Here is a 22,685-nt window from a genome sequence, read left to right as displayed (position 1 = left end):
GTCGGGCGCCGTTCACCCGACCGGCTGTTCGGACGCGTTGGCCGTCTCGAGCAGCCGGTCGACGTCGTCGGCGCCGAAGCCCATCCCCGCCATCATGCCGATCCGCCCGATGGGGAACGACCCGAGCATCGCCGACATGTCCACCCCCTCCGGCATGATCGCCGAGCTCGCCGAGGCCTCCGTCATCGGGGCGAGCGCGCGCGCGACGACCGGTCCCGCGACCGGGTGGGAGAGCACCTCCGCGAGCGACGACTCCCGAGAGAGCGGCCGGGCCACGGCATCCCCCTCGACGTCGACGGCGACCCTCGCACGGATGTCACGGCTGGACGCCGCCACCGCCAGCGCGTACTCGCCGCCCGGCACCACCCAGCGGCTCGCGCTCACGTCGTAGACGGCCAGGTCGCCGCGGGCGACGACGAGCTCGACCTCGCGGGTCTCGCCCGCCTCGAGCGCGACGCTCGTGAAGGCCACCAGCTCCCGCACGGGACGCGCGGGGAGGTCCGGGCGCGTCACGTAGACCTGCACGACCTCGCGGCCGGCACGCGCACCCGTGTTCGTCACCGCCGCCCGCACGACGACGTCGCCGTCACTGCGGACGGATGCCGAGGCCGCCTCGTACGCGAAGGTCGTGTACGACAGCCCGTGTCCGAAGGGATAGGCGACCTCCATCGCGCGGGCGTCGTACCACCGGTAGCCCACGAACAGCCCCTCGCCGTAGCGGACGGTCCCTTCGGTGCCGAAGCTCAGGTGGGCCGGGGTGTCCTCGAGCCGGAGCGGAATCGTCTCGGCGAGCTTGCCGGACGGGTTGGCCGCGCCGAAGAGGATGTCGGCGGTGGCACCGCCGCCGGCCTGACCCAGAAGCCACGCCTCGACGATCGCCGGCACGTCGTCGGCGAAGGGCAGCGCGACCACGCTGCCGTTGGAGAGGACCACCACGACCTTCGGGTTCGCCTCCCGGACGGCGGCGAGCACGGCGAGCTGCGCGGCGGGGAGGTCGATGTGCGTCCGGTCGTACCCCTCCGACTCCGCCGCGGCGGGGAGCCCGAGGAAGACCACCGCGACGTCGGCGCCGCTCGCCACGCGCACGGCCTCGGCGCGGAGGGCCGCGGCATCCGTCGTGTCGCCCGGGCTGAGCGTGAACCCGGCGGCGAAGTCGACGCTCCCCCCGGCGGCGGTGGCCGCGGCGGTGATCTCGTCGAGCGCGGTGTCCAGGCGCGTCGGGTTGATCATCGACGACCCCGCGCCCTGATAGCGCGGCTTCGCGGCGAAGGCGCCGATGACGGCGATGTGCGCGGTGGGTGAGAGCGGGAGGATCTCCTCCTCGTTCTTCAGCAGCACGATCGAGCGCGCCGCCGCCTCTCGCGCGAGGGCGTGGTGCGCGTCGACGTCGAGGGGCCCGGGAACGCGTCCCGCGCCCGCGCGCACCTTCCCGACCAGGTCGATCGCCCGGTGCGCGGCCGTGTCGAGCACGCTCTCCGCGAGCCGGCCGTCGCGCACGGCGTCGACGATCTCGGCGTCGGTGGCGCCGCCGGACGACGGCATCTCGAGGTCCATGCCGGCGGCCAGGCCCGCGACGCGGTCGTTGACGGCGCCCCAGTCCGACACGACGAGACCCTCGAAGCCCCACTCGTCGCGGAGCACCGTGGTCAGCAGCCACGGGTCCTCGGAGGCGTAGACGCCGTTGATGCGGTTGTACGAGCACATCACCGTCCACGGCTGGGCGTCCTGCACGATGCGCTGGAAGCCGCGGAGGTAGATCTCCCGCAGCGTCTGCTCGTCCACGTCGCTGGAGGCCCGCATCCGATCGGTCTCCTGGTTGTTCGCCGCGAAGTGCTTCAGCGAGGCCCCCACACCCTGCGACTGGATGCCGCGCACGAGCGCCGCGCCGAGGACGCCCGAGACGAGCGGGTCCTCGGACAGGTACTCGAAGTTGCGGCCGCATAGCGGCGAGCGCTTGATGTTGACCCCGGGGCCGAGGAGGATCCCGACGTCCTCGATCGAGGCCTCCGCCCCGAGAGCGGCGCCGACCCGCTCGGCGAGGTCGGCGTCCCAGGAGGATCCGAGTCCGACCGCGGGCGGGAAGCACGTCGCGGGGAGGCTTCCGGTCATGCCGAGGTGATCGGCGCTCTCGACCTGCTTGCGGAGGCCGTGCGGTCCGTCGTTCATCGCGATCGAGGGCACAGCGGCCCCCGGGCGGTCGATCGTCTTGGTCGTCCAGAAGGTCGCGCCGCTGGTCAGCGACGCCTTCTCCTCGACCGTCAGGTCAGCGGGCTCGGGGAGCGGGGCGTGGGACGTCATCGGTCCTCCTCGTGTGCGGCATCCGTCGCGATCGTCGTCGACGCGCGAGAAACCTAACAGTACTCGGTTTTTGTCTTTTCGGAAAGGTGCGATGTACTGCTCTCATGCCGGATCCGCAGCGCACGCGAGGCTCGTACGCCAAAGGCATCGCCAAACGCGAAGAGATCCTCGAACGCGCACTCGAGGTCGTCGCCCGCGAGGGGATGCGCGGCGCATCCGTCCGCGAACTCGCCGACGCGGTCGGACTCAGTCAGGCGGGGCTCCTCCACTACTTCGACAGCAAGGAGGAGCTCTTCACCGAGATCCTCCGCAAGCGCGACGAGATCGACCTGGCCGAGCGCCTCGGCGCCGGAACCGATGTGCAGGAGGGGCTGCACCGCGTCGTCCGGCACAACAGCGAAGTCCCGGGTGTGGTCGCGCTCTTCTCCCGGCTCTCCGTCGACGCCGCCGACCCGCAGCATCCGGCGCACGCGTTCTTCCTCGAACGCGGCGAGCGCCTCCGGGCCTCGATCGCCGCATCATTCCGCCGCCGGCAGGAGGCGGGCGAAATCCCTGCCGCGGCCGACCCGGAGGTCCTCGCCCGGATCGTGCAGGCCGCGGCCGACGGACTGCAGCTGCAGTGGATGCTGGACCCCGATCTCGACATGGCCGATACGCTCGACGCGCTCTTCGTCGCACTCACCCGCCCCTCGGAGGACGCTTCGTGACCACCACACCTGATCCCCTCCTCCGCATCGCCGCAGGTCAGGTCCGCGGCCTCTGGCGCGGCGAGCCCGGCGGCTCGGGCGGCCCGGGCCGCTCGGGCGGCTCGGCGGCGTTCCTCGGCATCCCCTTCGCCGAGGCGCCGGTGGGCGCGCTGCGGTTCGCCGCGCCCGTCCCGGTGACGCCGTGGGACGGCATCCGTGACGCCCGGGCGTACGGCGCGACGGCGAAGCGCGAGAAGCCGGGCGAGAAGACCCTCATACCCGAGCCCGCCGTCCCCGGAGAGGCGACGCTGAACGTGAACGTGTTCACCCCGGCGCCGGGCGGGGACGCGGCGTTGCCGGTGCTGGTGTACATCCACGGCGGCGGCTTCACCGAAGGCTCGCCCGCGAGCCCGTGGTACGACGGCGCAGCCTTCACGCGCGACGGAGTGGTGACCGTGACGATCTCGTATCGCCTCGGCTTCGACGGGTTCGGGCACATTCCCGGGGCGCCGAGCAACCGAGGCGTCCGGGACTGGCTCGCCGCCCTCGCGTGGGTGCAGGAGAACATCGCCGCGTTCGGCGGCGACCCGGGACGGGTGACGATCGCCGGGCAGTCCGCGGGCGGCGGCGCGGTGCTGACGCTCCTCGGCATGCCGGCGGCGCAAGGACTCTTCCACGCGGCCTGGGCGCTGTCCCCCGCCCTGGGCGATGTGTCGGGCGAACGCGCGCGGACGCTGACGGCGAAGCTCGCGAACCTCCTCGGCGTCGAGCCGAGCCGCGAGGGATTCGCGAGCGTGCCGGAAGCGGACGTCTTCGCACAGCAGGAGACCCTCGGCCGCAACGGGAAGTCGCCCCTCGACGTCGCCCGCAGCATGCTGCGGGACGGGCTGAGCTTCGGTCCCATGATCGATGGGGACCTCCTCCCCCAGCCCACGATCGAAGCGCTGGGCTCCGGCGTCGGGGGCGACGTTCCGCTCGTCCTCGGGGCGACCGACGATGAGTTCACGATGATCACCGCCGGTGCGGCGCGGGTGCTGGACATCGTGCCCCCCGCTGTCGCCCTCCAGCAGCTGGACGTGCCGCGCGAGAAGCGCCACACGTGGCTCGCCGACAACGCCGCGCAGCGCCGCAAGGGCACCGCCGCGGTGATCGGACGCTACGTCAGCGACGTCATCTTCCGATCGACCGTGCTGCGGGCCGCGGACGCGCGGGCCGAGGCGGGCGGCGCCGGTCGCACTTGGACGTACCGGTTCTCGTGGCCGTCGCCGACCATCGGGTGGGCGTGCCACTGCCTGGACGTGCCGTTCTGGTTCGACGCGCTCGGCACCGAGGCCGTCGACGCGATCGCCGGCGACGCACCGTCGCAGGCCCTGGCCGACGAGGTCCACGGGGCCGCCGTCGCCCTGATCCGCGACGGGGACCCGGGGTGGCCCGCCTGGGATCCGGCGACACAGCCGACCCGCATCTTCGACGTCCCGGCCGACGGCCGCTCCCCCGTCGTCCACGACGGCTACGCCTCGGTCCGCGCCCTGGCCTGACCCCGCCGCCCCTCTCCCCCGCCGGGCGTGAAACCGCGGGGCGAAATCGGCCCCCGGCGTGGTTCTGAGCCCCGTCGAGGCGAAATCACCCCACGGTTTCACACCGCCGGCCGGCGCGGGCGCGCGGCCGGGCCCCGGCGCGAGTCCAGGAGACCCCGGAGCGCGCTCCGGACGACGTCAGGATGCCAGATGATGTCCTCCGCGATCGGCCGGAAGGTCGTGTAGCCGAGAGCCGCCGCCGCTTGATCGCGGCGGCGATCCCGGCGCTGGGCGTCCCAATCGGAGTGGAACTCCCTGCTGTCGCACTCGACGATGAGCCACCCCTCGACGAGGAAGTCCACACGACCGACCCCGGCGATGAACACTTGCACGTCGAACGCCGCACCGAGCGAGCGCAGAAGGAGACGCACCAGCGTCTCGGGCCCGGATTCGGCGCGCGCATCGATCAGTCTGCGGAGTACGCGGTGACGCCGCGGGAGGAGACGGAAGAGCTCGTCAAGCTCGTCCATCCGCAGATGGCCGCCGTGCAGGGCGGAGTCGAGGCTCGCCAGCGCGGAGCGCGGCGGCTGGCAGCGCAGGGCGCAGGCGAGAGCATCGAGCGGCTCCACGGAAGCCGCCCGCGGGTGCGGCACCCGGCGCAGCGTGCCCCAGTGTCGCCGGACCACGCGGGCCGTAGTACGGGCGGAGGTCCGCCGGGTATGCAGGTGCACGTGCAGCACGGACGTGTCGAGGGCGAAGACTCCCCGGTGCGCCAGCGCCGAGACGCACGTGAGCCGGCCGCCCAGCGCCAGCGCGTCGATGACGTCGGTCGACGCGTCGGCAGTTAGATAGGCACCCGGGCGCGGTCGCAGGAGTCGTCCGTCAGCCACCGCGGCGCCGAGGTCGCGGTCGGTCCATCCCCGGGCACGGAGGTCAGGGCGACGGAAGAAGACCGGAGGCGTCGTGGGCGTGGACATCCGCACAGCCTCGCCCGCCCCGAGGCCCGGTGGGCGCCACCAGCAGGACCGGTGGACTCCCCGCGGCCAGCGGGTGGTGGGGAGGAGGGTCGGCTCGTGAAACGCTGGGGTGAAATCGTCACTCTGACGGCTCTGCGCCGCAGTGAAGGTCGATTTCGCCCCGCGCTTTCACACGCGTCGGCTAGCCGGGTCAGGCCAGGGCGGGGAGGACCTCGCGCTCGAAGAGCGAGATGCCGGACCGGTCGTACGCGGCCTCGGGGAAGTAGTGGATGGCGTACCCGAGGCCGTGGGCCCCGCGCTCGGCGAGACGCTCGGCGACCTGCTCGGGGGTGCCGAACCCGGGCGACGAGCGGTAGTCCTCCGCGATCGCGGCGGCCCGCTCGTCCCCGACGTGCGGGCGCAGCCGCTCGACGAGGACGCGCAGCCGCTCGGCGGCTTCGGCCTCGGTCGCCCCCACGATCGTGTTGAAGTTCGACGAGCGGGTGATCTCGCCCATGTCGCGCCCGATCGCGTCGCAGTGGCCCTGCAGCACGGAGCTCTTGTGGTCGAACTCCTCGAGCGACCCGGCGAAGTTCGTGTACGACGCGTAGCGCGCGGCGATCTTCAGGGTCACCTTCTCGCCGCCTCCGGCGATCCACAGCGGGATGCCGCCCTCCTGCAGCGGGGTCGGCCGGACGATCGCGCCGTCGACCTGGTAGTGCTTCCCGTCGAGGGTCGCCGTGCCGGTCGTCCAGGCCTGGTGCATGATGTCGACACCTTCGCGCAGGCGCGCGAGCCGGTCGCCGATCCCCGGGAAGCCGTAGCCGTACGCGCGCCACTCGTGCTCGTACCATCCGCCGCCGATCCCCATCTCGGCGCGCCCGCCGGAGATCAGATCGACCGTGGCGGCGACCTTGGCGAGGTAGGCCGGGTTCCGGTATCCCATCGCGGTGCACATCTGTCCGAGACGGATGCGGTCGGTCGACGCCGCGAAGGCGGCCATGAGCGTCCACGCCTCGTGGGTGGCTTCCTCGGTCGGCACCGGCACGGTGTGGAAGTGGTCGTAGACCCACAGCGATTCCCACGCCGCGGCATCCGCGCGCTGCGCGATCTCGTTCATCGTCGACCACTGGTCGGCGGGATCGATGCCGACGAGGTCGAGACGCCAGCCCTGGGGGATGAAGATTCCGAAACGCATGAGGTCAGCCTAGGGTCGGAGCCACCTCGGCGTCCGGGATCCGCTCGCGCATCACGGCCACCGCCTCGGGGTTCGCGTCGACGAGGACGGCGTCGCGCCCGAGGGCCGCGGCCACCGCGCCGGTGGTTCCGCTGCCGGCGAAGAGGTCGAGCACCCGGTCTCCCGGACGAGAGGATGCCTGGACGATGCGCCGCAGGATCCCCTCCGGCTTCTGCGTCGGGTATCCGGTCTTCTCGCGTCCGGTGGTCGGGACGATCGTGTGCCACCAGACGTCGGTGGGGAGCTTCCCGCGGGCGGCTTTCTCGGCCGTGACGAGGCCTGGGGCCATGTACGGCTCGCGGTCGACGGCGCCGGAGTCGAACCAGTAGCGCGCCGGGTCCTTGACGTAGACGAGGATCGTGTCGTGCTTGGTGGGCCAGCGGCGGCGGGTCTTCGCACCGTAGTCGTAGGCCCAGATGATCTCGTTGAGGAAAGACGCGCGACCGAAGAGGGCGTCCATGAGCACCTTCGCGTAGTGCGCCTCGCGGTAGTCCAGGTGCAGGTACAGCGTGCCGTCGTCCGCGAGGAGCCGCCACGCCTCGACCAGGCGGGGTTCGAGGAAGCCCCAGTAGTCGTCGAACCGGTCGTCGTAGGTGAGGAGATCTCCGCGCAGTCGCTCGTACTCCCGCCCGTGGAAGCCGCGCCGGACGGCACCCGTCGCAGGCGCCGCTCCGGCATCCGTCGCTCCCTGCACGGATGCCGGTCGATGCAGCGCCGTCTCGACGGTCTTGGTCTGCGGGCGTCCGGTGTTGAACGGCGGGTCCAGGTACACCACGGTGAAGGCGGCATCGGGAAAGGATGCCGCGACGGCGAGGTTGTCGCCATGGTGGATCGTCACGCGCCCGCGCGGTCGGTCCTCGGCGATCGGCGATGCCGACACGGAGGTCACGGCACGCGACGCAACCACGCGTCGGTGGCGAACTTGGAGGCGACGAGCGCCTCCGCCTCGGCATATTCCTCGTCGGTGATATGACCGACCTCGGCGTTGTAGAGGGACGTGAAGGTCGCCTTCAGCTGCTCGATGATCGCGTCGCGAGGGAGCCCGGTCTGCCGCTTCAGCGGGTCGACGCGCTTGGCGGCGGAGGTCGTGCCCTTGTCGCTGAGCTTCTCCCGGCCGATCCGCAGCACCTCGATCATCACCTGACCGTCCATGTCGTAGCTGAGGGTCGCGTGGTGGAGCACGCCGCCGTTGGCGAGGCGCTTCTGCGCGGCGCCGCCGATCTTCCCCTGCGGTGAGGCGATGTCGTTGAGCGGCTGGTAGGTCGCCTCGACCCCGAGGGCGCGGAGGGCCTGCAGCGCCCAGTCGTCGAGGAAGGCGTAGGAGTCGGCGAAGGTCAGCCCCTGGACGAGGGACGCCGGGACCGAGAGCGAATAGGTGACGATCGAGTTCGCGCCCATCATCATCGCGCCGCCGCCGGAGATCCGGCGCACGACGTCGTACCCGTGGCGGGCCGCTCCTTCGGGGTCGACCTCGTTGCGAAGCGACTGGAATGACCCGATCACCACGGCCGACTCGTTCCACTCCCACAGGCGCAGCGTCGGACGCCGCTTCCCTTCGCCGACGCGCGCGGTCAGCACCTCGTCGAGGGCGAGGTTCATGCGCGGCGAGAGGGGCCGGTCATGCACGATCTCCCAGTCGAAATCGCCCCAGCCTGGCGCCGTGACGAGCGCGCGCCGCACCGCCGTGCCGATGGCCTCGGGGGTGAAGCCCAGCAGCTGCGCGCCCTCGGGGAGCGCGGCGCGGACGGCCGCGGCGATGGTGGCGACATCCGCCTCCACCGGGAGCCCGGTGACCGCGCGGTCGATGTCGTCGAGGGCGGAGTCGGGTTCGAGGAAGAAGTCGCCCGCGAGGTGGAACGCGTCGATGCGCCCGTCACGCTCCTCGAGGTCGACGACCACGAGCTTTCCACCGGGGACCTTGTATTCGCCGTGCACGACAGCCAGCCTAGGACCCGACGTCAGTCGCGGGCGGGGAAGCGCGGGTCGAGCCAGGCGACGAGATCGGCGCGGACCTCCTCCTGCATGACCTCGTTGAAGATTTCGTGCCGCGCTCCGGGGTAGACGAGGGTGGTCACATCGGTGAACCCCGAGCGCGTGCGGTAGGCCTCGGCGAGCCGGTGGACGCTCCGCGGCCCGCCCACCGTGTCGTCGCGCCCGACCATCAGCAGGGTCGGGAGGTCGCGCGGCAGGTTCCGCGCCGGACGTCCGAACAGCCGCGCGGCCTCGAGCGGGCCGAAGAGCTTCAGCAGAGGCTCGGAGGTCGTGAGCGGGTCGTCGAGGAAGGCCTGCCCGACGGCGTGATCCGACGACAGCCACTCCGTCCCCATCGCCCCCTCCGCCTTCCACGGCGCGTTGAGGTCGCCGGCGTTGAGGCTCCCCGGTGTGCGCAGCGCCGAGCCCGACAGGACGAGGGCGTCGAAGGATGCCGCGTGGCGGTCGACGAGCATCTGCGCGAGGAACGACCCCCACGAGTGCCCGAGGAGGATGAGCGGCAGGTCGGGATGCTCGCGACGGATGCGCTCGGTCAGCGCGTAGACCGCGTCGCGTGCCGCACGCATGCCGCCGGGCCCCAGCCGCCCGAGCTTGCCGGGGTGGCCGTGCTGCATGATGCCCGTGCGACCGTGCCCGAGGTGGTCGTCGGCGTAGACGGTGTAGCCGTGCGCAGCGAGCGTCTCGGCGAGCACCCGATAGCGACCGGCGTGCTCGCCGACGCCGTGCAGGATCTGCACGACGGCACGTGCGGTGCCCTCGGCGGGATAGACGTCGTAGAAGATCCGGGTCCCGCGGGCGTCGGTGAAGGAGGACGCGGCGTCGCTGTCGGGCATGGCTAGAGTCTAGGTGCGCGGTTTCTTTAGCAGGGCTAATGAGCTATGCTAAGGAAACGCATGAGCTCCACAGACATCTCCTCCCCCGGCACCACGACCTCCGCCGACGATCCGACGACCCCGCTGTCGTCACCGGCATCCGAACTCCGCATCGCGACGTTCCGCCTCGCCCGTCGCATGCGCACGCAGCGCGCGGACGACTCGATGAGCGACGGCCAGTTCGGCGTCCTCGCCGCCCTCTGGGTCCACGGCGATCACACCCTCGGCGAGCTCGCTGACCGCGAGCGCGTGTCGGCGCCGTCGATGAACCGCACCGTGAACTGCCTGCAGGATGCCGGCTACATCGGCCGCTCCGCAGACGAGAACGACGGTCGGAAGGTCGTGATCTCGCTGACGGATGCCGGACGCGCGGTCGTCGACGAGACCGCTCGACGTCGCGACGCATGGGTCGAGTCCGCCCTCGCCGACCTCACCGAGGACGAGCGCGCGACGCTCGCCCGCGCCGCCGAGATCATGGGACGGATGGCCGCACGATGAGCGCGATGTTCCGGTCCTTCTCCGTCTTCAACTACCGCGTCTGGTTCATCGGTGCGCTCGTGTCGAACATCGGCGCGTGGATGCAGGCCACCGCGATCAGCTGGGTGGTCCTGACGGAGCTCACGAACAACGACGCCGCCGCCATGGGTGTGACGATGGGTCTGCAGTTCGCCCCGCAGCTGCTGCTCGTCAGCGTCACCGGGTGGGTCGCCGACCGCTTCGACCGGCGACGCCTCCTCATGCTCACGCAGGCCCTGCTCCTGCTCCTCGGCCTCGCGATCGGTGCGCTCCTTCTCGCCGGGGTGATGACGCTCCCGCTGATGTACGGTTTCGCCCTCACGCTCGGCGTGATCGCCGCGTTCGACAATCCGGCGCGGCAGGCGTTCGTCTCCGACCTCGTGGCGCGCGAGAACGCCTCGAACGCGGTCGCGCTCAACGCGGCATCCTTCAACAGCGCCCGCATGATCGGACCGGCCGTCGCGGGCCTCATGATCGTCGCCGTCGGCAGTGGCTGGGTGTTCGTCGTCAACGCGGTGACGTTCGTGGGGATGATCGTCGCCCTCATGCTGATCCGCGTCGACCTCCTCGTGCCGCGCGTGAAGGCGCCGTCGGGGGCGCGGCTCGCCGACGGCTTCCGCTACGTCGCGAAGCGGCCGGACCTCGTCGTCGCCTTCAGCATGGTGTTCCTCATCGGCGCCTTCGGCATGAACTTCCCGATCTTCGCCTCGACCATGGCACTGGAGTTCGGCCAGGAGGCCGACGGCTACGGCCTCCTCAGCTCGATCCTCGCCGTCGGGTCGCTCGCGGGGGCCCTGCTCGCGGCACGACGCGATCGCGCCCGCATCCGGGTGGTCATCGCGGGAGTCCTCCTCTTCGCGATCGCCGCCACGGTGTCGGCGTTCATGCCCACCTACTGGCTGTATGCCGTGACGCTCATGTTCACCGGCTTCGCGGTCGTGACGATGCTCACCACCGCCAACGGGTACGTGCAGACGACGACCGATCCGGCGCTCCGCGGCCGCGTCCTCGCGCTCTACGTGGCGATCCTCATGGGCGGGACCCCGATCGGCGCCCCGATCGTGGGTTGGGTCGCGTCGGAGTTCGGCCCCCGCACCGCGATCCTCCTCGGTGCCGGCGCGGGCTTCACCGCCTTCGCGATCGGCGCGACCTGGCTGCTCGCCTCGGGGCGTCTGCACCGGCACGAGCAGCGCCGGTTCCGTCTCACGATCGACGAGACGCGCCCGCTCTCGGTGGTGCGCCCGCAGCCGGAGGACTTCTCCGAGGAGGTCGCCGCAACGAGCCCGATCGCGACGCCCCGACGCTGACGCCCCGGCGCCCGCCGACGTCAGCCGCGCCGCTCGCGCACCCCGACCCGCTCGAGGTGGACGTTGGAGAACCGACCATCCGGGTCGAGCCGCTCGAACACCGCCCGCGCCTCGGCGAGCCGCGGGTGCGCCCGGCCGATCGCGTCGCGCTCCATGAGGTGCAGCTTGCCCCAGTGCGGGCGCGCGGCGAAGGGCTCCAGCGCCGCCTCGATGTCGACCAGCAGCGCACGCACCGCGCGGGGGTGGTTGCCCCAGGTGAAGTGGATCGCCATCACATCCTGACCGGATGCCGGGCTCAGCCACAGATCGTCGGCGGCGACGGTGCGCAACTCGGTGATGAACAGCAGCGGCTGGATGCGGGGCGCGAGCGGGCGGAGAGCCTGCAGCGCCGCGGCCGCGTGGGGGCGCGCGACGAAGTACTCCGACTGGATCTCGTCGCCGAAGGACGGCGTCCCGTCGAGGCGGAAGTGCGGCAGCCGCAGCATCCACGGCCCCGGCACACCGCCGAGCTCGGTGACGTCGGCGAGCCCCCCGAGGGGTTCCGCCGCGGCATCCTGCCGTCCGTCCAGAAGCACCTCGGGCACCGGGTCGTCGTCGCGGTCGAGCCGGGTCTTCACCCAGACGTCACCGATCGTCTCATCGTCCCAGCGCGAGAAGATCGAGACGCTGTACCCCGCGCCGGTCACGGCGGGCAGGTCCGCGAGCGCGGCGTCCCACGTGACGCCGGTGTAGACGTCCTGGCGCATCCGGAAGGACGGGACGACGTCGAGGGTCAGCGCGACGACGATGCCGTAGGCGCCGAGTCCGACGACGAGCGCGTCGAAGTCGGCGTCGCCGCGGCGGACCTCGTGCACCTCGGCGTCCGCGCCGACGTAGCGCAGCATCCGCACGTTCGCGGCGAGGATCCGTTGCCCATCCCCCGAGCCGTGCGTCCCGGTCGCGGTGGCGCCGCCGACGTTGATGTGCGGAAGCGAGCCCATATTCGACAGCGCCCAGCCGCGCTCGTCGAGCCACGCGGCGAGCTCGCCGTAACGGATGCCGGCGGCCACCGTGACGGTCTGCTGCTCCTCATCGAGCGCGACGTCCGCGGGCAGCGCCGTCACGTCGATGAGGGTGCCGGCGGTGTCGGGGAGGTCTGTGAAGGAGTGCCGGGTCCCGAGCGCCCGCACCCGCCCGGGGGCCGCGACGAGCGCCCGGAGCGCGTCGACGGTCTCCGGCGTCTCGATCCGCGGCGCGGTGTAGGAGTAGGTCCCCGCCCAGTTGCGCGTCATGCTCCCCAGCTTCCGTGGAGCGCGTCGAGCTCCGGCCAGATCTCACCGGGAATCTCCACGGCAGCCAGCTGATCGAGGGCCGTGAGGCGTGCCCGGGTCTTGACGCCGACCACCGTCGAATCGACGAGGGGCGAACGGAGGGAGAAGTGCAGCGCCACGGCGGGAAGCTCCACCCCGTGGGCTCGGCACAGCTCCTCGAGCTGCGCGAGTCGCGCGAGGATCTCCGGCGACGGCTCCCGGTAGGTGTAGGTCGACGTCGCCCCCTTGACCAGGATTCCGCTGGCGAACGGGGCCGCGTTGAACACCGTCACCCCGCGCTCCTGCGCGGCGCGGAACAGCGGCGTCGCACTCTGGTCGAGCAGGGTGAAGCAGTTGTGGCTGAGGACGGCGTCGAAGACGCCGGTGGCGACGTACTCGCGCATCTCATCCACCGGGTAGGTGGCGATGCCGATCGCGTCGACGACCCCGGCGTCGCGCAGTTCGCGCAGACCCTCCACGGCTCCGTTCGGAGCCATCGCCTCGGCGACGCTCACCGCATACGGGTCGTGCAGGTGGAGCAGCGGCAGGCGATCGACGCCGAGCCGTGCGGTGCTCTCCTCGAACGAACGCAGGACGCGGTCGCGGTCGAAGGCGCCCGTGACGGGGTCGACGTCGACCTTCGTGATGACGCGGGCGGCGGCATCCGCATCCGCGTCGCGCAACGCGAGCCCGATCACGGCCTCCGAACGGCCGTCGGAGTAGTTGTTCGACGTGTCGACGTACCCGTGCCCCGAGCGGAGCAGGGCGACGGCGTCGGCCACCGCCGCGGCCTCTTCGGAGCTGCCGGGCACCGTGTCCCGCCCGAGCCCCGACGTGCCGAGGGTGAGCGGGCTGACGGTCGTGGCGATGCGGGTCATCGTGTCTCTTCTCTCTCGGGCGTTCCGCCCGTCGGTCGCAGGCGCCCTCGGCCGAACGGCAGCGCGGGCGCGCGGTACTCCCACGCCCGGCGGTCCCCCGCGGGGATCGCGGCGTCGGCATCGCCGAACCGCCACCCCCGCGAGAAGAGGAACACCGCGAGCGGGGCATCCTCGTCGTCGGGGAGCTGCCATGTGCCCACGCCCCACTGCGTCGGCTGACCGCGGCCGCCGATGACGAGGGTCGGTCGGATGCCGGCGTACAGCGCGAACCAGGGGCGCCGGAGCGTCAGCTCCACCCGCCGGGTCGGACGCGGGGTGCCGCCGGTGTCGGTCATGCCGTCCACGAGGAGCGGCCGAACCGCTCCCACCGCTCGACGATGCGCGGCAGCCCCCGGTCGTCCGCGGGCTCGACCATGGGGCGCCCGCCGATGAAGACCTGCTCGACGCGGGAGTCCAGGGCCAGCGGGTCGCCCGACCACAGCACGACGTCGCCGTCGCGTCCGGTCTCGAGCGCACCCACGCGACCCTCGAGACCGAGGATGGCGGCGGGGTTCACCGTCAGGGCCCGCAGCGCGGTCTCGGGCGGCAGCCCTTCGCGGACGGCGAGGATCGCCTGCAGGCGCAGCTGATCGATCGGGACGACCGGGTGGTCCGTGGTGATCGCGACGGTGACGCCGGCCTCGGCGATGAGGGCGAGGTTGCCGATCGCGCGGTCGCGCAGCTCGACCTTCGAGCGCGAGGTGAGCATCGGACCGAAGATCACCGGGATCTGCTTCTCGGCGAGCACGTCGGCGATCTTGTGCCCCTCGGTGCCGTGGTTCACCACGAGGCGGTAATCGAACTCCTCCGCGAGACGGATCGCGGTGGCGATGTCGTCGTGGCGGTGGCAGTGCTGGTCCCAGACCAGATCGCCGTCGAGCACGGCGGCGAGGGTCTCGTTCGTGAGGTCGCGCTCGAACGGCTCACCGGCGAATGCCGCGGCGGCGCGCTTGTCGGCGTAGGTGCGCGCCTTCACGAAGGCCTCGCGGAGCACGGCGGCGACGCCGAGCCGGGTCGAGGGCGTCTGCTTCTTGTCGCCGTAGACGCGCTTGGGGTTCTCGCCGAGCGCGGACTTCACCGACACGTCGTGGGCGAGGACCTGCTCGTCGACCGTGCGCCCGCCCCACGTCTTGATCGCGACGGTGCGCCCGCCGATCGGGTTGCCGGAACCGGGCTTGATGACGGCCGTCGTCACGCCGCCCCGAAGGGCATCGCGGAAACCGACCTCCTCGATGTCGATGCCGTCCAGCGCCCGGAACCGCGCGCCGTTCGGATCGGTCATCTCGTTCGTGTCGTCGCCGGACCAGCCCTCGCCGTCCTCGTGGACGCCGAGGTGGCCGTGCGCCTCGACGAAGCCGGGGAGCACCCAGCGTCCGGCGGCGTCCACCACCCGCGCACCCTCGGGGACGGCGGTGTCGGCACCCCCGACCGCCGTGATGACGCCGTCGGCGATGACGACGGTGCCGCCGGGGATCGGGTCTGCGCTTGCGGGAACGACATGGCCACCGGTGATCGCGAGGTACTCAGTCATCCCTCCACCCTAGGTCGGCGGGGCCGTCCGCGGCCGGTGGCCGGGGGGTCAGCCGCCCGTGGAGGCGCGGACGATCAGCTCGGGACGGAAGCGGATGCGGCGCGCGCCGGCATCCGGTTCCGGGGCGCCGCCCGGTCCGCGCTCGCCGCCCGCACCCGCGCGCGCGATCTCGGCGAGGAGCAGGTCGACGGCGCTCGCCCCGATCTCGCGGGCCGGTTGGCGGATGGAGCTGAGCGGCACGACGGTGGCCGCGGCGAAGTCGATGTCGTCGTAGCCGATGAGGGCGATGTCCTCGGGCACGCGGATCTCGCCGAGGAGCGCGAAGGACTGCAGCACCCCCACGGCGAGGAGGTCGTTCGCGGCGAACACCGCGTCAGGCCGGGATGCGGCATCCCGTGCGCGGAGCAGATTCCCCGCCTCCCGTCCCTGCAGAACCGTGAGCGCGGGCATCTCCATCACGTCGAGGGCGACATCCGGATGCTCTGCGACCGCCCGACGCGCCCCCTCGAGCCGATCGTGCACCTGGCGGGTCGACAGCGGTCCCCCGACGAAGGTGATGCGGCGTCGTCCGGCGTCGATCAGGTGCCGCGTGGCGAGGAACCCGCCCTCGACGTCGTCGACAGCGACCGAGGCGAGCGCGTCGTCATCGGCCTCCCGGTCGACGAGCACCACAGGGATGCCGGCATCCTGCAGCCGGGTGAGGGCGGTGAGGTCGGCGGTGGCGGGTGTCACGAGCACGCCGTTGACCCGCTGCTCGCGGAAGAGATCGACGTAGGCGCCCTCGCGGTCGGCGCGCTCGTCGCTGCTGCCGAAGAGGACCGCGAGACCCGCCTCGGCCGCCCGCGCCTCGGCACCGCGGGCGACGTCGGCGAAGAAGGGGTTGCCGACGTCGAGGACGACGAGGCCGATACTGCGACTGCGGCCGGCGCGCAGCTGCCGGGCGGCGTCGTTGCGCACGAAACCGAGCTCCGCGATCGCCTTCTGCACGCGCTCGACGGTGGCAGGAGCGACCTTGTCGGGATTGTTGAGCACGTTGGAGACCGTGCCCACCGACACGGATGCCGCGGCTGCGACGTCCTTCACTCCGACGGCCACGCGGGTCCCTCTCCGTAGGTGACGTTGTCAGAAGTGTAGGGCGCTTGCGTTCCTCGGCCGCGGGGCCTATCGTTGAAACGATTCATGACGCCGCGCCGAATGTCGGACCGCGTCGCCCCGACAAGGAGCGCCTTCGATGACGAACACGCCGACCCGCACCCCCGCGCGCGTCTGCTTCGAGCTGCGGATCGATCCCGCACGGATCGACGAATACGTCGCCCGGCACACCCCGGTGCGCGCCGAGATGCTCGCCGAGATCGCCGCCGCCGGCCGGCGCAACTACTCGCTCTTCCTCGCGCCGGGCGGGCGTCTCATCGGCTACTACGAGACCGACGACGACGCCGCGGCGCAGGCCTACCTCGCCGCCTCCCCGATCGCCGCGGCGTGGGAGGCCGAGATGGCCCCCTTCTTCGTGGGCCTCGACGGCCGCCCCGACCAGGGGGCCACACCGCTGACGGAGATCTTCCACCTCGCAGACCAACTCGCCGCCTCGACCGGGGGATCGGCATCCGACGACGAAAGAGACGCATCGTGAGCATCCTGTCCGCCGACATCCAGTCCCAGCTCGCCGGGCAGGGCATCGAGCTGCCCTCCTGGGCCTTCGGGAATTCCGGCACCCGCTTCCGCGTGTGGACCACCGAGGGGACGCCCCGCGACCCGTTCGAGAAGATCGCGGATGCGGCCGAGGTGAACCGGGTGACGGGCCTCGCGCCGAGCGTCGCCCTGCACATCCCGTGGGACAGGGTCGACGACATCGCCGCCCTCCGCCGTCACGCCGAAGACCTCGGAGTCGCGCTCGGGACGATCAACGCCAACACGTTCCAGGACGAGGACTACAAGTTCGGCGCGCTCACCCACGAGGACGACCGCATCCGTCGGAAGGCCATCGACCACCACCTCGAGTGCATCGACGTGATGGACGCGACCGGATCGCGCGACCTCAAGATCTGGCTCGCCGAGGGGTCGAACTACCCCGGCCAGACCGACATGCGCGCCCGCCAGGACCGACTGAACGACTCGCTCCGCACCATCTACGACCGCCTCACCGGCGACCAGCGCCTCGTGCTGGAGTACAAGTTCTTCGAGCCGTCGTTTTACCACACCGACGTTCCCGACTGGGGGACCTCCTACGCGCAGGTCGCCACCCTCGGCGACCGCGCCGTGGTGTGCCTGGACACCGGACACCACGCCCCCGGCACGAACATCGAGTTCATCGTGATGCAGCTGCTGCGCCTCGGGAAGCTCGGCTCGTTCGACTTCAACTCGCGCTTCTACGCCGACGACGACCTCATCGTGGGCGCCGCCGACCCGTTCCAGCTCTTCCGGATCCTTGTCGAGGTCATCCGCGGCGGGGGCCTCAACAACCCCGATGTCGCGTTCATGCTCGACCAGTGCCACAACATCGAGGCGAAGATCCCCGGACAGATCCGCTCGGTGCTGAACGTGCAGGAGATGACCGCGCGTGCCCTGCTGATCGATCAGCCCGCACTGCAGGCCGCGCAGTCGGCGAACGACGTGCTCGGCGCGCAGGCGGTGTTCATGGATGCGTTCTACACCGACGTCCGGCCGGCCCTGGCCGAGTGGCGCGCGTCGCGGGGACTGCCGGCCGACCCGATGGCCGCCTACGCGGCATCCGGCTACCAGCAGAAGATCGAGGCCGAGCGCGTCGGCGGCACGCAGGCCGGCTGGGGAGCCTGACCCCGTGACCTCCTCAACCGACCCCCGCACCGCCGCCGACGGCCTCGTCCGGGTGTATCCCGCGACGGCGCCGAGCGGCACGGGGCTCGTCTGGGCGCACGGCGGCGGCTTCGCCGCGGGCGACCTCGACATGCCCGAGGCGGATGCCGTCGCCCGCGCCCTCGCGGCGGCGGGCACCACGGTGGTGTCGGTCGACTACCGGCTCGCGCCGCTGCCGCCCGAGTGGGCGGCGGGACAGGGTGTCGCCCCGCGCGGCGGTGACGTCTTCCCCGCGGCATCCGACGATGTCCTCGCCGCATGGACGTGGACGCTCGCGCACGCCGCCGACCTCGGGATCGACCCCGCGCGGCTCGCGCTCGGCGGCGCGAGCGCCGGCGCGAACCTCGTCACCGGCGCCGTGCTGCGGATGCCGGGGGCAGAGGTGGCGCCGCCCGCGCTGCTCGTGCTGGCGTATCCGACGCTCCTCGCCGTGCAGCCGGCGCCGGATGCCGCTCTCCGCCGCGCGCTCGACGCCGACCCGGACGCCGACCGCTTCGGACCCGACGTGGTCCGGGGGATGTACGAGAACTACCTCGGCGGCCCGGTCGACGACGCGCCGCTCGCCGCCGTGCCGGGGCTCGCCACCGCCGCCGACCTCGCGGGCTTCCCACCCGTCCTCATGATCAACGGCGACGTCGACGAGCTGCGGGTCTCGGGCGAGGTCTTCGCCGCCACTCTTGCCGCGGCCGGACGCCCCGTGGAGATCGTCGTCGAACCCGGCACCACCCACGGGCACCTGAACCGCCCCGACGAACCGGCCTTCGCCCGTTCCCTCTCCCGCATCACCCACGCCCTGACCTCCCTCCAGACCCGAAGGACACCATGACGAACCCCGCAGTCGCCGACCTGATCGCCCGGTCCAACCGGCTCGGCTCCGATCCGAAGAACACCAATTACGCCGGCGGGAACACCTCCGCCAAGGGCACCGAGGTCGACCCGGTCACGGGCGAGCCGGTGGAGCTGCTGTGGGTGAAGGGCTCCGGGGGCGACCTCGGCACGCTCACCGAGCAGGGTCTCGCGGTGCTGCGCCTGGATCGCATGCGCGCTCTCGTCGACGTCTACCCCGGCGTCGAGCGCGAGGACGAGATGGTCGCCGCGTTCGACTACTGCCTGCACGGGAAAGGCGGTGCGGCGCCGTCGATCGACACCGCGATGCACGGGCTCGTGGATGCCGCGCACGTGGACCACCTGCATCCGGATTCCGGCATCGCGATCGCGACCGCCGCCGACGGGGAGGCCCTGACGGCGACGATCTTCGGCGAGAAGGTCGTGTGGGTGCCGTGGCGACGCCCGGGGTTCCAGCTGGGCCTGGACATCGCGGCGATCAAGGCCGCCAACCCGCAGGCGATCGGCTGCATCCTCGGCGGACACGGCATCACGGCGTGGGGTGAGTCGTCCGAGGAGGCCGAACGCAACTCCTCCTGGATCATCGCCACCGCCGCCGAATACCTGGAAACCCACGGTGACCCGGCCCCGTTCGGAGGAGTTCGGCCCGGGTTCGAGCCGCTCCCCGAGGATGAGCGACGGGCGAAGGCCGCCGCCCTCGCCCCCACGATCCGGGGCCTCGCCTCGACCGACAAGCCGATGGTCGGGCACTTCACCGACGCGGACGTGGTGCTGGACTTCCTCGCGTCCGAGAAGGCGCCCGCCCTGGCCGCGCTGGGGACGAGCTGCCCCGACCATTTCCTCCGCACCAAGGTCAAGCCGATGCTCCTCGACCTCTCCGCGGACGCGTCGATCGAGGACGCCATCGCGCGCCTCGTCGAGCTGCACGAGGCCTACCGTGCCGACTATCAGGCCTACTACGACGCGCACGCGACGACCGACTCCCCCGCCATCCGCGGCGCCGACCCGCTGATCGTGCTCGTCCCGGGCGTCGGGATGTTCAGCTACGGGGCGAACAAGCAGACCGCCCGGGTGGCCGGGGAGTTCTACGTCAACGCGATCAACGTCATGCGCGGCGCCGAGTCGGTGTCCACCTACTCCCCGATCTCGGATGCCGAGAAGTTCCGCATCGAGTACTGGGCGCTCGAAGAAGCCAAACTGCAGCGGATGCCGAAGCCGAAGACCCACCAGGGGCGGATCGCGTTCGTCACGGGTGCGGCGTCCGGTATCGGCAAGGCGATCGCGGTGCGCCTGGCCGCGGAGGGCGCGTGCGTCGTCATCGCCGACCTCGACCTCGCCAAGGCCCAGGCTGCGGCGGCGGAGCTCGGCGGAACGGACGTCGCGATCGGCGTCGCGGCGAACGTCGCCGACCCCGAGACCGTCCAGGCCGCGATCGACGCCACCGTCCTCGCCTTCGGCGGCATCGACCTCGTCGTCAACAACGCCGGGCTGTCGCTGTCGAAGCCGCTGCTGGAGACCACCGAGAAGGACTGGGACCTGCAGCACGACGTCATGGCGAAGGGGTCGTTCCTCGTCGCCAAGGCCGCCGCGAAGGCCCTCATCGCACAGAAGATGGGCGGCGACGTCATCTACATCTCGTCGAAGAACTCCGTCTTCGCCGGCCCGAACAACATCGCGTACTCGGCGACGAAGGCCGACCAGGCCCACCAGGTGCGCCTCCTCGCCGTCGAGCTCGGCGAGCACGGCGTGCGAGTGAACGGCATCAACCCCGACGGCGTCGTCCGCGGCTCGGGCATCTTCGCCGCCGGCTGGGGCGCGAACCGTGCCGCCACGTACGGGGTCAAGGAAGAAGACCTCGGCCAGTTCTACGCCAACCGCACGATCCTCAAGCGCGAGGTCGTCCCCGAGAACGTCGCCGACGCGGTCTACGTCCTCACCGGCCCCGAACTCAGCCGCACCACCGGCCTCCACATCCCCGTGGACTCCGGCGTCGCCGCGGCCTTCCTCCGATGACGGATGCCGCGCCGGGCGCCCGCGTCGGGACCGCGGCGACGGGCGTGACGCGCGCGGTCGCCGCGGTCGACCTCGGGGCGACGAGCGGCCGCGTCATGATCGGGCGCGTGGGCGACGGCATCCTGGAGCTGGAGAGCGTCGCGCGGTTCCCCAACGGTCCCGTCGCCGGGCCCGACGGTCTGCACTGGGACTTCTCCGCGCTGTACGGGCACATCGTGGAGGGCCTGCGCGAAGCGTTCCGGCGTGAGCCGGGGATCGCGAGCATCGGCATCGACTCGTGGGCCGTCGACTACGGGCTCGTCTCCGGCTCGCGGGCGCTCGCCGAGCCGTTCCACTACCGCGACGAGCGGACGGCGCGCGGCGTCGAGCGGGTGCACGCCCGCGTGCCGTTCGCGGAGCTGTATCGCCGGAACGGCCTGCAGTTCCTGCCGTTCAACACCGTGTACCAGTTCGCCGTGGAGGACGGGTTCGGCGATGCCGATGCCGCCCTCCTCATCCCCGATCTCGTCGCGTTCCTCCTCACCGGCCACCGGGTCGGCGAGCGCACCAACGCCTCGACGACCGGGCTCGTCCGGGTCGACACCGGGGAATGGGACCTCGACCTGCTCGACCGGCTCGGGCTGCCGGCATCCGTTCTCCCCGGGTTGATCGATCCCGGCGAGGTCGTCGGAACGGTCCGGGGCGACCTCGCAGACGCCCTCGGCGCCACGCCGCCCGTCATCGCGGTCGGCTCGCACGACACCGCGTCGGCCGTCGTCGCCGTTCCGATGACGGATGCCGCGACCGCCGCGTACATCTCATGCGGCACGTGGGGGCTCGTCGGGGTCGAGCTCGCAGCCCCGCTCGTGACGGATGCCGCGCGCGAGGCGGGCTTCACGAACGAGGGCGGCGTGGACGGACGCATCCGGTTCCTCCACAATGTCACCGGGCTGTGGCTCTTGAGCGAGAGCATCCGCGCGTGGGAGGAGCAGGACGGTGCGTCGATCGATCTGCCGTCGCTGCTGGCCGCCGCCGCCGCGGTCACCGGAGAGGTTGCCCTGTTCGATGCGAACGACCCGCGCCTGAGCGCCCCCGGCGACATGCCGGACCGCATCGCGGCGGTGCTCGCCGAGACCGGCTCCGTCGTTCCCCGCGACCGCGCCGCGCTCACGCGGTCGATCGTGGAGAGTATCGCGGCGGCCTTCGCCGACGCCGTCCGCACCGCGGGCGAGCTCACCGGCCGGACCCTCGAGGTCGTGCACATCGTCGGCGGCGGATCGCTCAACCGCCTCCTCTGCCAGGCCACGGCCGACCGGACCGGACTCCCCGTGCTCGCGGGCCCGGTCGAGGCGACCGCGCTCGGCAACGTGCTCGTCCAGGCGCGCGCCCACGGCTGGTGCGGACCCGCTGCGGCGCTGGAAGAGCTGCGCGCCCGGGTCGCGGCATCCGTTCCCCTCGAGCACTACGCACCCCGGACGGGAGCCGCGCGATGACCACGACCTACGGCGCCGCATTCGACTGGGCGCGACGGCACGTGGAGGCCGGCCGCCTCCCGACCGCGGTGCTCGGGATCGCCACGGCGGCCGGGACCGTCGCCCTCGACGCGTTCGGCGCGACGGACGGCCGACCTGCGCGCGTCGACGACCACTACCGCCTCTTCTCGATCACCAAGCCGCTCGTCGGGCTGACGGCGGCCCGCGACATCGAGCGGGGCCTTTTCACCCCCGACACGCCGCTGCGCGAGGCGGTGCCGGAGGTCGGCGCCGATCGCGACGATGTCGTGCGGCTCCGCCACCTCGCCTTCGCTCTTCTCGCCATCATCGTCTTCGCAGTGCGCCTGGGTGCACGCGCGCCTCGACGGGTCACGCTGTGGATCTGGATCGCCGTGTCGGCCTAC

At 72.0% G+C, this 22,685-nt stretch carries 21 protein-coding genes; 10 read left to right on the top strand and 11 right to left on the bottom strand.

Annotation, left to right across the window (positions count from 1 at the left end):
* Window positions 1-12 precede the first annotated feature (12 nt).
* Window positions 13-2,298, bottom strand: a complete 2,286-nt coding sequence (locus AB0O93_RS00105; RefSeq protein WP_363339344.1) for a glycoside hydrolase family 3 C-terminal domain-containing protein — start codon at window positions 2,296-2,298, stop codon at window positions 13-15.
* 104 nt (window positions 2,299-2,402) lie between these two features.
* Between AB0O93_RS00105 and AB0O93_RS00100 the strand changes: the two genes are divergently transcribed.
* Both AB0O93_RS00100 and AB0O93_RS00095 read left to right on the top strand, forming a co-directional pair.
* Entirely contained in the window at window positions 2,403-3,005 is a 603-nt protein-coding gene (locus tag AB0O93_RS00100; RefSeq protein WP_363339342.1) for a TetR/AcrR family transcriptional regulator, read from the top strand.
* Window positions 3,002-4,522, top strand: a complete 1,521-nt coding sequence (locus AB0O93_RS00095; protein WP_363339340.1) for a carboxylesterase family protein — start codon at window positions 3,002-3,004, stop codon at window positions 4,520-4,522. Before AB0O93_RS00100 ends, AB0O93_RS00095 begins: the two co-directional genes overlap by 4 nt.
* Before the next feature lie 98 nt (window positions 4,523-4,620).
* Here AB0O93_RS00095 and AB0O93_RS00090 read toward each other — a convergent pair whose 3' ends face one another.
* The 5 genes from AB0O93_RS00090 to AB0O93_RS00070 form a co-directional block, all read right to left on the bottom strand.
* Window positions 4,621-5,478: a type IV toxin-antitoxin system AbiEi family antitoxin domain-containing protein gene (locus tag AB0O93_RS00090; protein ID WP_363339338.1), complete on the bottom strand. Its 858-nt coding sequence runs from the start codon at window positions 5,476-5,478 to the stop codon at window positions 4,621-4,623.
* Between the two features lie 190 nt (window positions 5,479-5,668).
* Entirely contained in the window at window positions 5,669-6,655 is a 987-nt protein-coding gene (locus tag AB0O93_RS00085) for an LLM class F420-dependent oxidoreductase (RefSeq protein WP_363339336.1), read from the bottom strand.
* A gap of 4 nt (window positions 6,656-6,659) precedes the next feature.
* Window positions 6,660-7,583 (bottom strand): site-specific DNA-methyltransferase, encoded by a 924-nt coding sequence (locus AB0O93_RS00080; RefSeq protein WP_363339334.1) that lies wholly within the window; start codon window positions 7,581-7,583, stop codon window positions 6,660-6,662.
* Complete coding sequence (locus AB0O93_RS00075; RefSeq protein WP_363339332.1) at window positions 7,580-8,629, bottom strand: biotin/lipoate A/B protein ligase family protein; 1,050 nt, start codon at window positions 8,627-8,629, stop codon at window positions 7,580-7,582. The genes AB0O93_RS00080 and AB0O93_RS00075 overlap by 4 nt, the downstream gene beginning before the upstream one ends.
* Window positions 8,630-8,652: 23 nt before the next feature.
* On the bottom strand, window positions 8,653-9,519 hold the full coding sequence (locus tag AB0O93_RS00070; RefSeq protein ID WP_363339330.1) for an alpha/beta hydrolase: 867 nt from the start codon (window positions 9,517-9,519) through the stop codon (window positions 8,653-8,655).
* Window positions 9,520-9,579: 60 nt separating this feature from the next.
* Between AB0O93_RS00070 and AB0O93_RS00065 the strand changes: the two genes are divergently transcribed.
* Entirely contained in the window at window positions 9,580-10,056 is a 477-nt protein-coding gene (locus AB0O93_RS00065; protein WP_363339328.1) for a MarR family transcriptional regulator, read from the top strand.
* Window positions 10,053-11,381: an MFS transporter gene (locus AB0O93_RS00060; protein ID WP_363339326.1), complete on the top strand. Its 1,329-nt coding sequence runs from the start codon at window positions 10,053-10,055 to the stop codon at window positions 11,379-11,381. The genes AB0O93_RS00065 and AB0O93_RS00060 overlap by 4 nt, the downstream gene beginning before the upstream one ends.
* A gap of 20 nt (window positions 11,382-11,401) precedes the next feature.
* Here the strand turns inward: AB0O93_RS00060 and AB0O93_RS00055 are convergent, their stop codons facing one another.
* The 5 genes from AB0O93_RS00055 to AB0O93_RS00035 are packed head-to-tail and all read right to left on the bottom strand — an operon-like array spanning window position 11,402 to window position 16,213.
* Entirely contained in the window at window positions 11,402-12,652 is a 1,251-nt protein-coding gene (locus AB0O93_RS00055) for an FAD-binding protein (RefSeq protein ID WP_363339324.1), read from the bottom strand.
* Window positions 12,649-13,548, bottom strand: coding sequence for an aldo/keto reductase (locus tag AB0O93_RS00050; protein WP_363339322.1), 900 nt, complete (start codon window positions 13,546-13,548; stop codon window positions 12,649-12,651). The genes AB0O93_RS00055 and AB0O93_RS00050 overlap by 4 nt, the downstream gene beginning before the upstream one ends.
* The gene (locus AB0O93_RS00045) at window positions 13,545-13,883 is read right to left on the bottom strand and encodes a hypothetical protein (RefSeq protein ID WP_363339320.1); all 339 of its coding nucleotides are present in this window, start codon (window positions 13,881-13,883) and stop codon (window positions 13,545-13,547) included. The genes AB0O93_RS00050 and AB0O93_RS00045 overlap by 4 nt, the downstream gene beginning before the upstream one ends.
* Window positions 13,880-15,118 (bottom strand): amidohydrolase, encoded by a 1,239-nt coding sequence (locus AB0O93_RS00040; protein WP_363339318.1) that lies wholly within the window; start codon window positions 15,116-15,118, stop codon window positions 13,880-13,882. Before AB0O93_RS00040 ends, AB0O93_RS00045 begins: the two co-directional genes overlap by 4 nt.
* 48 nt (window positions 15,119-15,166) lie before the next feature.
* Window positions 15,167-16,213 carry a LacI family DNA-binding transcriptional regulator gene (locus AB0O93_RS00035; RefSeq protein WP_363339316.1) on the bottom strand — a complete coding sequence of 349 codons (1,047 nt, stop codon included), beginning with the start codon at window positions 16,211-16,213 and terminating at the stop codon, window positions 15,167-15,169.
* Between the two features lie 136 nt (window positions 16,214-16,349).
* Between AB0O93_RS00035 and AB0O93_RS00030 the strand changes: the two genes are divergently transcribed.
* From AB0O93_RS00030 to AB0O93_RS00005, 6 genes are all read left to right on the top strand, one after another.
* Window positions 16,350-16,748: an L-rhamnose mutarotase gene (locus tag AB0O93_RS00030; RefSeq protein WP_363339314.1), complete on the top strand. Its 399-nt coding sequence runs from the start codon at window positions 16,350-16,352 to the stop codon at window positions 16,746-16,748.
* A complete protein-coding gene (rhaI, locus tag AB0O93_RS00025; RefSeq protein ID WP_363339312.1) occupies window positions 16,745-17,911 on the top strand; it encodes an L-rhamnose isomerase in 1,167 nt (388 codons plus the stop codon). The genes AB0O93_RS00030 and rhaI overlap by 4 nt, the downstream gene beginning before the upstream one ends.
* A gap of 4 nt (window positions 17,912-17,915) precedes the next feature.
* A complete protein-coding gene (locus AB0O93_RS00020; protein ID WP_363339309.1) occupies window positions 17,916-18,776 on the top strand; it encodes an alpha/beta hydrolase fold domain-containing protein in 861 nt (286 codons plus the stop codon).
* Entirely contained in the window at window positions 18,773-20,809 is a 2,037-nt protein-coding gene (locus AB0O93_RS00015; protein WP_363339307.1) for a bifunctional aldolase/short-chain dehydrogenase, read from the top strand. Before AB0O93_RS00020 ends, AB0O93_RS00015 begins: the two co-directional genes overlap by 4 nt.
* Window positions 20,806-22,281: a rhamnulokinase family protein gene (locus AB0O93_RS00010; RefSeq protein ID WP_363339305.1), complete on the top strand. Its 1,476-nt coding sequence runs from the start codon at window positions 20,806-20,808 to the stop codon at window positions 22,279-22,281. Before AB0O93_RS00015 ends, AB0O93_RS00010 begins: the two co-directional genes overlap by 4 nt.
* Window positions 22,278-22,685 (top strand): serine hydrolase domain-containing protein (locus AB0O93_RS00005; RefSeq protein WP_363339303.1); only part of this gene is annotated, 408 nt, incomplete at its 3' end. The genes AB0O93_RS00010 and AB0O93_RS00005, both read left to right, overlap by 4 nt.

The organism is Microbacterium sp. NPDC077184, from assembly GCF_040687055.1.
GTDB lineage: Bacteria > Actinomycetota > Actinomycetes > Actinomycetales > Microbacteriaceae > Microbacterium.
Note: the sequence above shows the minus strand (reverse complement) of the source record. Positions and strands in the feature narration are given on the sequence as shown.